14 protein-coding genes and 1 riboswitch are annotated in these 13805 nt (G+C 76.8%); of the genes, 10 read left to right on the top strand and 4 right to left on the bottom strand.

Annotation, left to right across the window (positions count from 1 at the left end):
* Window positions 1-264 (top strand): hypothetical protein (locus tag ACK8HX_RS13630; RefSeq protein WP_411941253.1); only part of this gene is annotated, 264 nt, incomplete at its 5' end.
* 195 nt (window positions 265-459) lie between these two features.
* The gene (locus tag ACK8HX_RS13625; RefSeq protein WP_411941252.1) at window positions 460-1266 is read left to right on the top strand and encodes a hypothetical protein; all 807 of its coding nucleotides are present in this window, start codon (window positions 460-462) and stop codon (window positions 1264-1266) included.
* A gap of 65 nt (window positions 1267-1331) precedes the next feature.
* Here the strand turns inward: ACK8HX_RS13625 and ACK8HX_RS13620 are convergent, their stop codons facing one another.
* Together ACK8HX_RS13620 and ACK8HX_RS13615 are read right to left on the bottom strand one after the other, a co-directional pair.
* A complete protein-coding gene (locus ACK8HX_RS13620; protein ID WP_411941251.1) occupies window positions 1332-2579 on the bottom strand; it encodes a DivIVA domain-containing protein in 1248 nt (415 codons plus the stop codon).
* Complete coding sequence (locus ACK8HX_RS13615) at window positions 2576-4036, bottom strand: coiled-coil domain-containing protein (protein ID WP_411941250.1); 1461 nt, start codon at window positions 4034-4036, stop codon at window positions 2576-2578. The genes ACK8HX_RS13620 and ACK8HX_RS13615 overlap by 4 nt, the downstream gene beginning before the upstream one ends.
* Window positions 4037-4169: 133 nt before the next feature.
* Here ACK8HX_RS13615 and metK point away from each other — a divergent pair, with 133 nt between their 5' ends.
* The gene (metK, locus tag ACK8HX_RS13610) at window positions 4170-5390 is read left to right on the top strand and encodes a methionine adenosyltransferase (RefSeq protein ID WP_411941249.1); all 1221 of its coding nucleotides are present in this window, start codon (window positions 4170-4172) and stop codon (window positions 5388-5390) included.
* Between the two features lie 63 nt (window positions 5391-5453).
* Here metK and ACK8HX_RS13605 read toward each other — a convergent pair whose 3' ends face one another.
* On the bottom strand, window positions 5454-5600 hold the full coding sequence (locus tag ACK8HX_RS13605) for a hypothetical protein (protein WP_411941248.1): 147 nt from the start codon (window positions 5598-5600) through the stop codon (window positions 5454-5456).
* Between the two features lie 67 nt (window positions 5601-5667).
* Between ACK8HX_RS13605 and ACK8HX_RS13600 the strand changes: the two genes are divergently transcribed.
* The 6 genes from ACK8HX_RS13600 (at window position 5668) to ACK8HX_RS13575 (ending at window position 12131) form a co-directional block, all read left to right on the top strand.
* Window positions 5668-7734 (top strand): primosomal protein N' family DNA-binding protein, encoded by a 2067-nt coding sequence (locus ACK8HX_RS13600; RefSeq protein ID WP_411941247.1) that lies wholly within the window; start codon window positions 5668-5670, stop codon window positions 7732-7734.
* A 111-nt stretch (window positions 7735-7845) separates the two neighbouring features.
* The gene (def, locus tag ACK8HX_RS13595; RefSeq protein WP_411941246.1) at window positions 7846-8388 is read left to right on the top strand and encodes a peptide deformylase; all 543 of its coding nucleotides are present in this window, start codon (window positions 7846-7848) and stop codon (window positions 8386-8388) included.
* Window positions 8389-9327, top strand: coding sequence for a methionyl-tRNA formyltransferase (gene fmt, locus ACK8HX_RS13590; RefSeq protein ID WP_411941245.1), 939 nt, complete (start codon window positions 8389-8391; stop codon window positions 9325-9327).
* Window positions 9320-10831: an RsmB/NOP family class I SAM-dependent RNA methyltransferase gene (locus ACK8HX_RS13585; protein WP_411941244.1), complete on the top strand. Its 1512-nt coding sequence runs from the start codon at window positions 9320-9322 to the stop codon at window positions 10829-10831. The genes fmt and ACK8HX_RS13585 overlap by 8 nt, the downstream gene beginning before the upstream one ends.
* Window positions 10832-10857: 26 nt before the next feature.
* A complete protein-coding gene (rpe, locus tag ACK8HX_RS13580; RefSeq protein WP_411941243.1) occupies window positions 10858-11523 on the top strand; it encodes a ribulose-phosphate 3-epimerase in 666 nt (221 codons plus the stop codon).
* Entirely contained in the window at window positions 11520-12131 is a 612-nt protein-coding gene (locus ACK8HX_RS13575; RefSeq protein WP_411941242.1) for a pentapeptide repeat-containing protein, read from the top strand. The genes rpe and ACK8HX_RS13575 overlap by 4 nt, the downstream gene beginning before the upstream one ends.
* A gap of 72 nt (window positions 12132-12203) precedes the next feature.
* On the opposite strand, the gene ACK8HX_RS13570 is transcribed toward ACK8HX_RS13575, so the two are convergent.
* The gene (locus tag ACK8HX_RS13570) at window positions 12204-12404 is read right to left on the bottom strand and encodes a hypothetical protein (RefSeq protein ID WP_411941241.1); all 201 of its coding nucleotides are present in this window, start codon (window positions 12402-12404) and stop codon (window positions 12204-12206) included.
* A 116-nt stretch (window positions 12405-12520) separates the two neighbouring features.
* A riboswitch (FMN riboswitch) is annotated at window positions 12521-12651 on the top strand.
* Between the two features lie 132 nt (window positions 12652-12783).
* On the opposite strand from ACK8HX_RS13570, the gene ribD reads away from it, so the two are divergent.
* Complete coding sequence (gene ribD, locus ACK8HX_RS13565) at window positions 12784-13803, top strand: bifunctional diaminohydroxyphosphoribosylaminopyrimidine deaminase/5-amino-6-(5-phosphoribosylamino)uracil reductase RibD (RefSeq protein ID WP_411941240.1); 1020 nt, start codon at window positions 12784-12786, stop codon at window positions 13801-13803.
* The last annotated feature ends 2 nt before the right edge of the window (window positions 13804-13805 follow it).

Here is a 13805-nt window from a genome sequence, read left to right as displayed (position 1 = left end):
GCCGCCAGCGACCGACCCGGCACCCCCGCACCACGGGCCACCCCACCCGACCGGTTCAGCCACCTCGAGTACGCGCTGGAGCACCTCCTCGGACCCGACCTGACCACCCTGCCCGCCCGGGCCCGCCCCACCACCAGCTCCAGGCGCGCAGGCCGAGTCAGCGTCATCCGCCCCGCCGACACCATCACCGTCTTCGACCCGTACGGTCGCTGTCGGCGACCTCGCGCAGCGAAGGACCGCTTCCCCGACGAACCACCCTTCTGACCGGCCGCCGAGGGGGTCGCGTCTCCTGGAGGACCGGCGCGAACCGATCCGCCCAACTCATCGTCCGAGCCGGATCGTCGTGCGAACCCGTGCGTCACGCGGGCGGTTTGACCGCGGCCCCCGGGGGCATGGTTGGGTCGACGAGACCGCACCAACCGCCCGGGCCAGATCGGTCCGGCGGAGAGGAGGAGCAGGATGAGCCGCCACGAGCCAGAAGCCTCGACCGACCGACCCAGCGACACCGGCCGAACCACGGACCCCGACCGGGGCCTCGACACCGGCCGAACCACGGACCACGACCGGCGCACCGATCCCCACACCACCGAGGACGACGACCGGACCATGGCCTTCGACCGGCGCGTCCACGACGACGAGCGGCTTGCGCGGGAGGACCACGTCCACCGCGACGCGCTCGTCGACGAGCCCGCGGCCGCGCCGGCCGTCGCGCGCCACGACCTCCACGCCGAGCGCGAGGCGTTCGGCGGGGTCAAGCTCGGCTCGGCCTTCTTCGGCTGGCTGACCGCCACCGGCACCGCCGTCCTGCTCACCGCCGTCCTCGCCGCCGCGGGCACCGCGGTGGGCCTGTCCGACGGCAGCACCCCCTCGGAGGCCGCCGCGGACGCCGTGGGCGACCCGACCTCGGTCGGGGTCATCGGCGCGGTCGCGCTGGCCGTCGTCGTGTTCGTCGCCTACTACTGCGGCGGGTACGTCGCCGGCCGGATGGCGCGCTTCGACGGAGCCCGCCAGGGCTTCGCCGTGTGGCTGTGGGCCGTCGTCGTGGCCCTCGTCGTCGCGATCCTCGTGGTCCTGCTCGGCGAGCGGTACAACGTCCTCGCCTCGCTCGACGGCTTCCCGCGCTTCCCGGTGGGGGAGGGCGACGTCACGACCGTCGGCCTCGTCGCCGTGGGTGTCGTTCTCCTGACCAGCCTGCTCGGCGCCGTGCTCGGCGGCCTCGCGGGCATGCGCTTCCACCGGCGGGTCGACCGCGCCGACCTCTCCTGACGCACCGACGACGAGGGGCCCGTGACCACACCGGTCACGGGCCCCTCGTCGTGGGCGGGGGTCGCTCAGCGGCGGGCGCCGGCCTTCTGCCCCTTGCCGGACCGCTCCTGGCGACCCTCGGCCGTCTCGCCCTCCTGGCCCTCGGCCGTCTCGCCCTCCTGGCCCTCGGCCTCGTCGGTCGCACCTTCGCCGGCCTCGCCGGCCTCGTCCGTGACGTCGGCCGGCTCCTCGTCGGTCCCCTCCGCGGCGGCGTCGGTGGGCTCCTCGACCGTCTCGTCGACGACGACGTCCTCGGCATCGGCCTCCTCGGCACCGGCCTCCTTGGCTCCGGCCTCCTCGCCGACCGGCACGTCCGCAGCGCCCTCGGCGGGCGCCTCGTCGGTGGGGGCCTCGTCGACGAGTGCGCCGAGGGCGGCGCCCCCACCGAGCGTGGCGAGCATGTTGCGGACGTTGGAGAGCTGCGCGGTGATGCTGTCGCGGCGCGCGGTGGCGGCGGCGAGCTCGCGCTCGGAGTCGCGGCGGACCCGCTCGGCCTGCTCCTTCGCCGACCCGACGAGCTGGGCGGCCTCGGCCTTCGCGGACTCGAGGAGACGGGCGGACTCCTCGGCGCGGGCGGCGCGCTCCTCCTCGGCCTCGCGCGCCAACAGGTCGGCACGCTCCTGGATGGCGGCGAGCGCCTGGTCCTGCTTGGCCATCTGGGCGGTGAACTCCGCGGCCGAGCGCTCGCGGCGCTCGCCGAGCGTGCGCTCGAAGTCGGCGGCCTGGGCGGCGGCGGTGGCGCGCTGCTTCTCGAAGTACGCCTCGGCCTCCTCGCGGCGAGCCGCGGCCTCGCGGGCGGCGTCGTCGATGATCGAGTCGGCCTCCTGCCTGGCGCGGGTCACGGTCTCCGACGCCTGCACGTCGGCGCGCGAGCGGACGTCCTCGGCGTAGCGGTCGGCATCCCCCCGGACCTGCGCGGCAGCCTCCTCCGCGAGGCGGCGGTGCTCGTCGACCTCGGTCGTCGCGGCCGAGCGGATGGCGTTGGCCTCCTCGTCGGCGAGGCCGAGCATCGTGCCGATGCGCTCTCCGAGGTCGGCCCACGTCGGGCTGGACACCTTGCGGGTCTGCTCCTCGAGGTCGGCGGCGCGGGCGCGCTCGGCCTCGAGCTGGCGCAGCAGGGCATCGTGCGACTGCCGCAGCTTGGTCAGCTCCACGCTCCCGGAGGCCGCCTCCTGCTTGGCCGCCTCCGCGGCCTGCTGCAGGGCGGCGAGGTGCTGGTCGACCTGGGCGGGGTCATAGCCGCGGAAGACGGTGGGGAACTCGGGCTGGTTCATGAGGACTCCTGGGTGGGGGGAGGGGAGGAGGTCTCGGAGACGGACAGGGCGTCGATGACTCCGGTGAGGTTGCCGAGCTGGGCGGTGATGGCGTCGCGGCGCGCAGCGAGAGTATGCACCTCGGCCCTGGCGCGCTCGACCGCGGCCTGGGCCTCGGCACGGGCGGCGTCGGCGAGCTCGCGGGCCTGCTCGCCCTGGCGGACGATCTCGGCGCGGGCGGCACGGTGTGCCTCGTGGGCCTCGCGCTGCATCCGCTCCACGTCGTCGGCCGCGCGTTCACGGACGAGGCGGGCCCCCTGCTCGGCCTCGGCGAGGCGACGCTCGGCGCGCTCGCGGGCCTCCTCCTCGCGGACGCGGGCGTCGGCGAGGAGGCGCTCGGCCTCGCGGGCGGCGGCCTCACGGGTGCGTTCGGCGTCGGCGCGGGCCTCGGCGAGGACCGACTCGGCCTGCTCGCGCATCCGGGTCGACTCGGACTCGGCCTCCGCGAGCCGGTCGCGCCCCCGCGTGAGGGCGCTGCCGAGGGCGGCCTGGGCCCGGTGCCGGTGGACGCGGGAGCGCTCGGCGAGCTCCCGGTGGTGCGCGCGGGCGCGCTCGCGGGCCTCGGACTCGGCCCGCTCGAGGATCTCGCGCACCGTGCCCTGCGCCCAGGCGAGGTGCGCCTGCGCGCTCGCCATGACGGCCTCGGACTCGGCAGTGGCCTCGGAGACCAGGCGCGCGGCGTCGTCACGGGCCAGCTGGAGGAGGCTCGCCGCCTCGGCCCGCGTCGCCTCCTCGTGGGCGGCGAGCTCCTCGAGGCGCGCGCCGACCTCCCGCTCGGCCACGCTGCGGTGCCCGTCGGCGTACTCCTCGGTCTCGCGGCGGAGGCGGGCGAGGTCGGCGAGGGTCGCCTCGCGCAGGGAGGACAGCTCGACGGCGTGGGCCTCGTGCTCGCGCCCCCAGCGCTCCTGGTTCTCCCGTTCCTCCTCGGCGAGGCGGGCCACGGTCGAGTCGTGCTCGTGGCGGGCCCGCTCGAGCAGCTCGTCGGCGCGGGCCTGGGCCTCGGCGAGCCGCTGCTCGGCCTGCTCCTCGGCCAGCGCGACGGCCTCGTCGCTCGCCTTCGTGGCACGCGCGCGCAGCAGGGCGGCCTGGTCGGCGGCGTCGGCGAGCATGAGCTCGACCTCGGCCCGCGTCTCGTCCAGGCGGCGCTGGGCGTCCTCGCGGGCGGTCGACAACGTGGCGCGCAGGTCCTCGAGCTCGAGGCCGGCCTGCTGGGACTCGCCCCGCAGTCGCGCGGCCTCGGCACGGGCCTCCGCGACCTCCCGGTTGGCGTCGGCGCGCAGCTGGTCGGCGAGGGTCTGGGCCCGGGTGAGCAGGCCCAGGGCCTCGTCGACCGGGCTCACCGTCACGGGGGCACCCGAGGCGGGGGCGTCGGGGGCCGCCTCGACCGGCGTCGCCTCACGCGTGGAGCGGTCTGACACGCGCCCCATGATCGCAGACGATCCGGGCCGGGGCCGGACGGAGTCCGACCCGCGAGGCGCGGGCGGGTAGATTGGCCCGCGGACCTCGGCCGACGCGGCGGGGTCACCCCCCGATCCACCGTAAGGAGCCCGCGTGTCCGCACGCCTGTTCACGTCCGAGTCCGTCACCGAGGGTCACCCCGACAAGATCTGCGACCAGATCTCGGACTCGATCCTCGACGCGCTCCTCGAGCAGGACCCCGGCAGCCGGGTCGCCGTCGAGACGATGGTGACGACGGGCCTGGTCCACGTCGCCGGCGAGGTGACGACCGAGGCCTACGTCGAGATCCCGCGCATCGTCCGCGACACCGTCCTCGGCATCGGCTACGACAGCTCGACGAAGGGCTTCGACGGCGCGTCCTGCGGCGTCGAGGTCTCCATCGGCCAGCAGAGCCCCGACATCGCCCAGGGTGTCGACACCGCGTTCGAGAGCCGCACCGGTGGGGTCGACCCGCTCGACAAGCAGGGCGCCGGCGACCAGGGCCTGATGTTCGGCTACGCCTGCGACGACACCCCCGAGCTGATGCCGCTGCCGATCTTCCTCGCGCACCGGCTCGCCGAGCGCCTCACCGAGGTCCGCAAGTCCGGTGAGCTGTCCTACCTGCGCCCCGACGGCAAGACCCAGGTCACCATCGCTTACGAGGGGGACAAGGCCGTCTCCCTCGACGCCGTCGTCGTGTCGACGCAGCACGCCGAGGACATCTCCCTCGACGGCATGCTCGAGCCCGACATCCGCACGCACGTCGTCGACCCCGTCCTCGCCGAGCTCGCCGAGGCAGGCACCGACCTCGCGACGGGCGACTACCGCGCGTACATCAACCCCACCGGCAAGTTCGTCATCGGCGGCCCAATGGGCGACGCCGGACTCACCGGCCGCAAGATCATCGTCGACACGTACGGCGGCATGGCGCGCCACGGCGGCGGCGCCTTCTCGGGCAAGGACCCCTCGAAGGTCGACCGGTCGGCCGCCTACGCCACCCGCTGGGTCGCCAAGAACGTCGTCGCCGCCGGCCTGGCCCGTCGCTGCGAGGTCCAGGTCGCCTACGCGATCGGCAAGGCGCAGCCGGTCGGCCTGTACGTCGAGACCTTCGGCACCGAGACCGTGGCCGCGGAGAAGATCCAGGCCGCGATCCTGTCGACCTTCGACCTGCGGCCCCTCGCCATCCTCGAGTCGCTCGAGCTGCTCCGGCCCATCTACAAGCCGACGGCGGCGTACGGCCACTTCGGCCGCACGGGCGCCGACGGCGTCGACAAGGCCTTCACCTGGGAGCGCACCGACCGCGTGGAGGCGCTCCAGCGGGCTGCGCACTCCTGACCGGACCAGCACGTCGCGCACGGCGCGGGGAGGGCACTGGGCCAACCCCGCGCCGTCCGTGCCTCAGGGGTCCCGGACCGGGGTGGCGGCGTGCCAGGGCCTCGGGTCGGTCCGCAGCAGCGAGGACGGCAAGGCGTCCCAGTAGGAGACCGGCCGGCAGAACTCGATGTGGCCGACGATGCCGCCGCCCGGCGGCTCGAGGACGACCATGCCCTCGTCGTCCACAGGCGGCCGAGCCCGCCCCCGGCCGGTCGGTGGGCTCCGCTAGGTTCGCAGGGTGACGGAGGCGGCGGACGACGGCGAGCAGCTCGCCCTCCTCCGCCCCGCGACCCCGCACCGGCGCCGGGTGGCCGGCGACGACCCCGTCACCGACGACCACCCGGTCGCCCTCGTCCAGGTCGACACCGGGCTGGCCCACCTCGACCGCCCGTTCGAGTACCTCGTGCCCACCTCGATGGCGGAGGCGGCGCGGCCGGGCGTCCGCGTCAAGGTGCGCTTCGCCGGGCAGGACCTCGACGGCTTCGTCCTCGAGCGCCGCGAGGGCGCCGAGCACACCGGCCGCCTGGCACCGCTGCGCACGGTCGTCTCGCCCGAGCCGGTGCTCGTGCCCGCCGTGCTCACCGCCGCCCGGGCCGTCGCCGACCGCTACGCGGGCACCCTCGGCGACGTCCTGCGGCTCGCGGTGCCCAAGCGGCACGCGACCGCGGAGAAGGCGCTCGCGGCCGAGGCGCCGGCCCCGCCCGACCTGCCCGCCCACGAGACCGTCACGTGGCCCGTGCTGCCGGCCGGTGCGGCCTTCCTGGGCCGGGTCCGCGACGGGGGCGATCCCGCGGCCTCCGTGCTCGCCGTCCCGGGCCGACCCGGGCACGACTGGCCGGTCCTGCTCGCCGAGGCCGCCCGGGCCACCGTCGAGGGAGGCCGCGGCGCCCTCCTCGTCGTCCCGGACCACCGCGACGTCGCGCGGGTCGAGGCAGCCCTCGCCGAGGTCGTCGGCCGCGGGCGGTTCACCCGGCTCACCGCCGACCAGGGACCCCAGGCGCGCTACACCGCCTTCCTCATGACGCTGCGCGGGCACGTCGACGTCGTCGTCGGCACCCGGGCCGCCGCGTTCGCGCCCGTCCACGACCTCGGCCTCGTCGCGTGGTGGGACGACGGCGACGACCTCCTCGACGAGCCGCGGGCCCCGTACCCCCACGTCCGCGAGGTGCTGCTGGCGCGGGCCCGTGAGTCGGGTGCGGCCGTGCTCGCGGCCGGGCACACCCGGTCGGTCGCGGTCGCCGAGCTCGTCGAGGACGGGGTCCTCGCCCCGGTCGAGGCTGCGCGGGCCGTGCAACGGCGCTCCGTGCCGTCTGTGCGCGTCGCCGGCGAGGGGCACGACGCCGACCGCGACCCGGCCGTCGCCGCCGCCCACCTGCCCTCGGTGGCGTGGCGCGCCGCGAAGGACGCGCTCGAGCACGGCCCGGTCCTCGTCCAGGTGCCCCGGCGCGGGTACCTGCCGGCGCTGTCCTGCCAGACCTGCCGACGCCCGGCCCGGTGCCGCGCCTGCTCCGGCCCGCTGGGTCTGCCCGGCCCGCAGGGACCACCGGCCTGCCGGTGGTGCGGGCGCGTCGAGACCGGCTTCGCCTGCCCCTCCTGCGGGGGTACCCGGGTCCGGTCCTCGGTCGTCGGGGCGCGGCGCACCGCCGAGGAGCTCGGGCGGGCCTTCCCCGGCACCCCGGTCGAGCGGTCGGGGGCCGGCGTCGTCCTCGAGACCGTCCCCGCCGGCCCCCGGCTCGTCGTCGCCACCCCCGGTGCCGAGCCGGTCGCCCCGGAGGGCTACGCGGCCGCGCTCCTCCTCGACGCGTGGGCGCTCCTCGAGCGACCGAGCCTCATGGCGGGCGAGGAGGCCCTGCGCCGGTGGATGGCGGCCGCCGCCCTCGTGCGCCCTGCGGCCGAGGGCGGCCGGGTCGTCCTCGCCGGCGCCCCCACCGACGTGCCGGTCCCGGCCGTCGAGGCGCTCGTGCGCTGGGACCCCGCCTGGTTCGCCTCCCGTGAGCTCACCGAGCGGCGCGAGCTCTCGCTGCCGCCGACCGCCCGGATGGCGGCCCTCACCGGGTCGCGCGCCGCGCTCGACGCCGCGGTCGGCGAGCTGACGCTCCCGGGCTCGGCGTCCGTCCTCGGCCCCCTGCCGCACGCGCCGGCCGCGTCCGGGGGCGAGCCGCGGTGGCGGCTGCTCGTCACGGTGGCCCCGGGCGACGGGCCCGCGCTGACCCGCGAGCTCGCCGCCCTGCGGGCCCGGGCGTCCGCCCGCAAGGAGGGCGACCCGGTCACGGTGCGGGTCGACCCCCCCGACCCGACGGCCTGAACCGCCGCGGGACCCCGGCCCACCGGCGCCGGGCCCTCGTCGACGCGGAGGTCACCCGTGGAGCACCACCGGGCGCGGCCCTGCCCGTCAGCGCCTCCTAGACTCCCCGGCGTGAGCGTGACCCCGATCCGCCTCTTCGGCGACCCCGTCCTGCGGACCCCGGCCGAGCCCGTCGTCGACTTCGACGCCGAGCTGCGCCGCCTCGTCGGCGACCTCACCGACACGATGCTCGACGCCGGGGGAGCCGGGCTCGCGGCCCCGCAGCTCGGGGTCGGCCTGCGCGTGTTCACCTACCACGTCGACGGCGTCGTCGGGCACCTCGTCAACCCCGACCTCACCCTGGGCGACGAGGAGGAGGTCGGCCCCGAGGGCTGCCTGTCCTTTCCCGGGCTGCGGTTCGACACCCCGCGGTCGGTGTCCGTCGTCGCCCGCGGCTGGTCGATGCACGGCGAGCCGGTGACCGTCGAGGGGACGCACCTGCTCGCCCGTGCGGTGCAGCACGAGACCGACCACCTCGACGGCGTCCTCTTCGTCGACCGGCTCGACCCCGAGCAGCGGCGCGAGGCGATACGCCTGGTCCGCGAGGCCGACTGGGGGTCGTCGGTTCCCCGGGTCAGGGTCAGCCCGCACGCCGGCGCCTTCGGGAGGCCGTGAGTGCGCCTCGTCGTCGCCGGGACCCCCGAGACCGCCGTCCCGTCCCTGCGAGCCCTCCTCGCGTCGCGGCACGAGGTCCTCGCCGTCGTGACCCGCCCGGACGCCCGGTCGGGGCGCGGGCGCACGCTGTCGCCCTCCCCGGTGAAGGAGGTCGCCCTCGAGGCGGGTGTCGAGGTCCTCACCCCGGTGACCCCGCGCGACCCCGAGTTCCTCGACCGGCTGCGGGCGCTCGCGCCGGACTGCTGCCCCGTCGTCGCGTACGGGGCCCTCGTGCCGCGGGCCGCGCTCGACGTGCCCCGGCACGGCTGGGTCAACCTCCACTTCTCGCTCCTGCCCGCCTGGCGCGGAGCCGCCCCCGTGCAGCGGGCGATCATGGCGGGCGACGACGTCACCGGGGCGACGACGTTCGTCCTCGAGGAGGGCCTCGACACCGGACCCGTGCTCGGCGCCCTCACCGAGACCGTCCGCCCGGACGACACCTCCGGCACCCTCCTCGACCGGCTCGCCCACGCGGGCGCCGGACTGCTTGTCGCCACCGTCGACGGGCTGGAGGACGGCTCGCTCCGGGCCGTGGCACAGCCGGAGGACGGGGTCAGCCACGCGCCGAAGCTCACGACCGAGGAGGCCCGAGTCCGCTGGGACCTGCCGGCCCACGTCGTCGACCGGCACGTGCGCGGGTGCACACCGGCACCGGGGGCGTGGACGACCTTCCGGGGCGAGCGGCTCAAGGTCGGGCCGTTCGTCCGGGGGGCCGGCGAGGCCGACCTCCCCGCGCTCGCGCCCGGTGCCCTCCACGTGACGAAGCGGTCGGTGCACGTCGGCACCGCGTCCGGGCCGGTCGCCCTCGGCGAGGTGGGTCCGCTCGGCAAGCGCCCGATGGCCGCCGCGGACTGGGCGCGGGGGGTCCGGATCGACGCCGGGGAGGTGCTCGGTGGCTGACGAACGAGGGGACCGCGGGCGCGGCCCGCGCCACGACGGCCCGCGCCGCGACGGTCCGCGCCGGCGGTCCGCGACCCGCCCGGCCCAGCGCAGCCGGCACGCCGAGCCGACCCGGTTCGCGGCGTACACGCTGTTGCGCGCGGTGGCCGACGGTGCCTACGCCAACCTCGAGCTGCCGCGGATCCTGCGCGAGCGCCGCCTCGACGCCCGCGACGCCGCCTTCACGACCGAGCTCGCCTTCGGGACCCTGCGGTGGCAGGGCCTCTACGACGCGGTCATCGCGGTCGCCGCCGACCGGCCGGTGGCGCGGATCGACGCCCCGGTCCTCGACGTCATGCGCCTCGGCGTGCACCAGATGCTCGGGATGAGGGTCGCTCCGCACGCCGCCGCCGACCAGACGGTCGGGCTGGCGCGGGCCGTGGTGAGCCAGGGCGCGGGCGGGTTCGTCAACGCGGTCCTGCGCCGGGTGGGGGAGCGCACGCTCGAGGAGTGGCGCGAGGCCGTCACGCCCGAGGGCGGGGGAGCGGCCGCGCTCGCGGTGCGCCACAGCCATCCCGAGTGGGTCGTCACGGCGCTGCGGGCGGCCCTGCTCGGCCACGGCCGCGCGACGCCCGCCACCGTCGACGCCGAGCTCGACGCGCTCCTCGAGGCCGACAACGTGCCACCCGTGGTGCACCTCGTCGCGCGGCCCGGGCTCGCCACGGTCGACGAGCTGCTCGCCGCCGCCGACGCCGAGCCGAGCGCCACCAGCCCGGTCGGCGCGGTCCTGCGGTCGGGGGACCCGGGCCGCATCGCGGCAGTCCGCGACGGGCGCGCGGCGGTCCAGGACGAGGGCAGCCAGCACCTCGCCCTCGCCCTCGCCGCCGCGCCGGTGGCCGCCGGGCTGCCGGCGCGCTGGCTCGACCTCTGCGCCGGGCCGGGCGGCAAGGCGGGCGTCCTCGGCGGGCTCGCCCTCCAGCAGGGCGCCGACCTCGTCGCCACCGAGGTGAGCCCCCACCGCGCCGACCTCGTGCGCGGGGGCCTCGCCGCGCTCGTCGCCCGTGCGGAGGCCGAGGGGCGCAGCATCGAGGTCCGCACGGCGGACGGCCGCGAGGTCGGGGAGGACGAGCCGGGCGCCTACGCGCGCGTCCTCGTCGACGCGCCGTGCACCGGCCTCGGGGCGCTGCGCCGCCGCCCGGAGGCCCGCTGGCGGCGCCAGCCGTCCGACCTCGCCGAGCTCGGCCCGCTCCAGCGCTCGCTCCTCGGCTCGGCCCTGTCCGCGGTGGCGCCGGGGGGTGTCGTCGCCTACGCGACGTGCAGCCCGCACGTCGCCGAGACCCGGTTCGTCGTGGCCGACGTCCTCAAGAGGCACCCGGACGTCGAGGTCCTCGACGCCCGGCCCTTCGTCACCGACGCGTCCGGGGCGCCCCTGCCCGACCTCGGCGACGGGCCCTACGTGCAGCTGTGGCCCCATGTCCACGGCACCGACGCGATGTTCCTCGCCCTGCTCCGCCGGAAGGGCTGACGCCGGCGGTCGCTAGGGTCGGTGCCGTGCAGATCTCCCCGTCGATCCTGTCGGCCGACTTCGCCAACCTCGAGCGCGAGCTGCGCGCCATCGGCAACGCCGACTGGGCGCACGTCGACGTCATGGACAACCACTTCGTCCCGAACCTCACGCTCGGGCTGCCGGTCGTCGAGGCGCTGCTGGCGGTGTCGCCGATCCCGCTCGACTGCCACCTGATGATCGACGACCCCGACCGCTGGGCGCCGCCCTACGCCGAGGCCGGTGCGCAGTCGGTGACCTTCCACGTCGAGGCCGCCCACGACCCCGTGGCCACGGCGCGCGCCATCCGGGCCGCCGGGGCGCGGGCCGCGTTCGCCGTCAAGCCGGGCACGGACTTCGCCCCCTACGAGCAGCTGCTGCCCGAGGTCGACATGGTCCTCGTCATGACCGTCGAGCCCGGCTTCGGGGGCCAGTCGTTCATGGCCGACCAGATGCCCAAGGTCCGTCAGGTCCGCGAGGCCGTGCGACGCCACGGCGGCGAGGTGTGGATCCAGGTCGACGGCGGGGTGTCGGCCTCGACGATCGAGCAGTGTGCCGAGGCCGGGGCCGACGTGTTCGTCGCCGGCTCCGCGGTCTACGGGGCCGAGTCGGCATCCGGGGCCGTCGACGAGCTGCGGGCGCTGGCGCTCCGGCACGCCCACCCCGCCGGATGACGTCGCTCGCCGAGCGGGTCGCGGGCACCGAGGGCTGGGTCGTCGGCGTCGACCTCACCGAGGGCCTGGCACCCGGGGAGGTCCTCGCCGGCGTCGAGTTCGAGGACTGCCGGTTCACCGGGTCGGTGCTCGAGAAGGCGGTCCTGCGTGGCTGCCGGTTCACCGGGTGCATCTTCACCGGCTGCAACCTGTCGATGGCCGACCTCGCCGGCTCGCGGTTCACCGACTGCCGGTTCCTCGAGTGCAAGGCACTCGCCGTCGCGTGGGCCCGTGCCGACGCGGCGCCCCTCTCGACGCGGCCGTGGGACATGGAGCGCTGCCGGCTCGACCTCGGCTCGTGGCGCGATGCCGACGTCGCGGGGTCGCGCTTCGTCGAGTGCTCGATGCGCGAGGTCGACCTCGCTGGGGCCGACGCCCGGCGGGCCGAGCTGCGCGGCTGCGACCTCACCGGTGCCACGGTCGCCGACACCGACCTGCGCGAGGCCTCGCTCGTCGGCTCCTACGGGTACGCCTTCGACCCCACCGCGAGCCGGGTGCAGGGGCTGACCGTCGACGCCGCCGGTGCGGGCGGCATCCTCCGGGCCATGGGCCTCGTCCTCGCCGACTGAGGCGTCGACCACACCCGGGGTCGAGGTGTTGCGCCGGTGCCAGGCACCGGCGCAATACCTCGACGCACGGACTCAGGACACCGGGGAGGACGAACACCGGGGTTCGCAGCCGTACCGCGGTGACACCTCGGCCCACCAGGACTCCCGACCGTGTCGCACCGCGGCGTCGAGCCGGTGGAGGAGCGCGGCCTCGGACCACGGGGTCCCGACGACCCACGACCCTCGTCGGACGGGCGGCGCGTCGGACAGCTCGACCGGGTCGAGCAGCGCCACGGGGGCCGCCACGGGGTTTCCGGCGGCCCGTCCGGCGCCATCGCGGGCGCCGGCTGTGGCGGACCGCACGCCGGGCGGCCGTGGCCCGCCGCGGCACGCGGGTGCATACTGGGCCAGTACGTGCTCCGGGGTCGGTGCAATTCCGAACCGGTGGTGACAGTCCACGACCCGACCGCAGCCAGCGGCCGGTTGACCCGGTGAAACTCCGGGACCGACGGTGAGAGTCCGGATGGGAGGCAGCACGTGCCGATGCGCGACCCGTGAGGGTCGGTGTCGGCGGCCGTGGCGACGGCGTACCCCTTCGGGGTGCCCCCGTCGACGCCGGCCATCCGCCCGGAGCCCGACCGAGAGACCGGTTCGAGGCACGAGGGCAGGCGAGATGGAGCAGCACAGCGCGCTGATGCAGCGGGCGCTCGACGCTGCCCTCCTCGGGCCCGAGGCCGACCCCAACCCCCGCGTGGGGTGCGTCGTCACCGACCGCCACGGACGCGTCGTCGGTACCGGCCACCACCGCGGCGCCGGGACCGCGCACGCCGAGGTCGCCGCCCTCGCCGCAGCGGGGACGGCCGCTCGCGGCGGCACCGCCGTCGTCACCCTCGAGCCGTGCGACCACACCGGCCGCACCGGCCCCTGCACGAGCGCCCTCCTCGACGCCGGCATCGAGCGCGTCCGCTACGCCGTCGCCGACCCCCACCCCCTCGCCGCCGGGGGCGCGACCCGCCTGGCCGCCGCGGGTCTGGACGTCGTCCTCGAGGAGGACCCGCTCCTGCGCGCCGCCGCCGAGGACCTCAACGCCACGTGGCTGCACGCCCGCCGCACCGGCCGCCCGTTCGTCACCTGGAAGACCGCGGTCACGCTCGACGGACGCACCGCCGCCGCCGACGGCACGAGCCGCTGGATCACCGGGCCGGCCGCCCGGGCCGACGTCCACGCGCTGCGCGCCCGGGTCGGCGCCGTCCTCGTCGGCACCGGCACCGTCCTCGCCGACGACCCCGCCCTCACCGTCCGCGACCGCGACGGCAGCCCCGCACCCCGCCAGCCCCTCCGCGTCGTCGCGGGGCTGCGCCCGGTCCCGGAGGACGCCCGCCTCCTCGACGGCGCCGCCGACACCCTCGTCGTGGTGACCCGCGACCCGGCCGAGGTGCTGGCCGCCCTCACGGGGCGCGGCGTCCACCACGTCCTCCTCGAGGGCGGCGCCACCCTCGCCGCGGCGTTCCTGCGCGCCGGGCTCGTCGACGAGGTCGTCACCTACGTGGCGCCCGTCCTCCTCGGGGCCGGCCCCGCGACGGTCGGCGAGCTCCGCATCTCGACCATCACCGAGGCGGTCCGCCTCGAGACCACGGACGTCACCGTGCTCGACGGAGACGTCCGCATCACCAGCCGACCCGTGAGGACCTGACC

The sequence above is a fragment of the Oryzobacter faecalis genome, assembly GCF_046764005.1.
Taxonomy (GTDB): Bacteria; Actinomycetota; Actinomycetes; order Actinomycetales; family Dermatophilaceae; genus Oryzobacter; species Oryzobacter faecalis.
The sequence above is the reverse complement of the archived record's forward strand: the minus strand, read 5'-3'. Positions and strand labels throughout refer to the sequence as shown.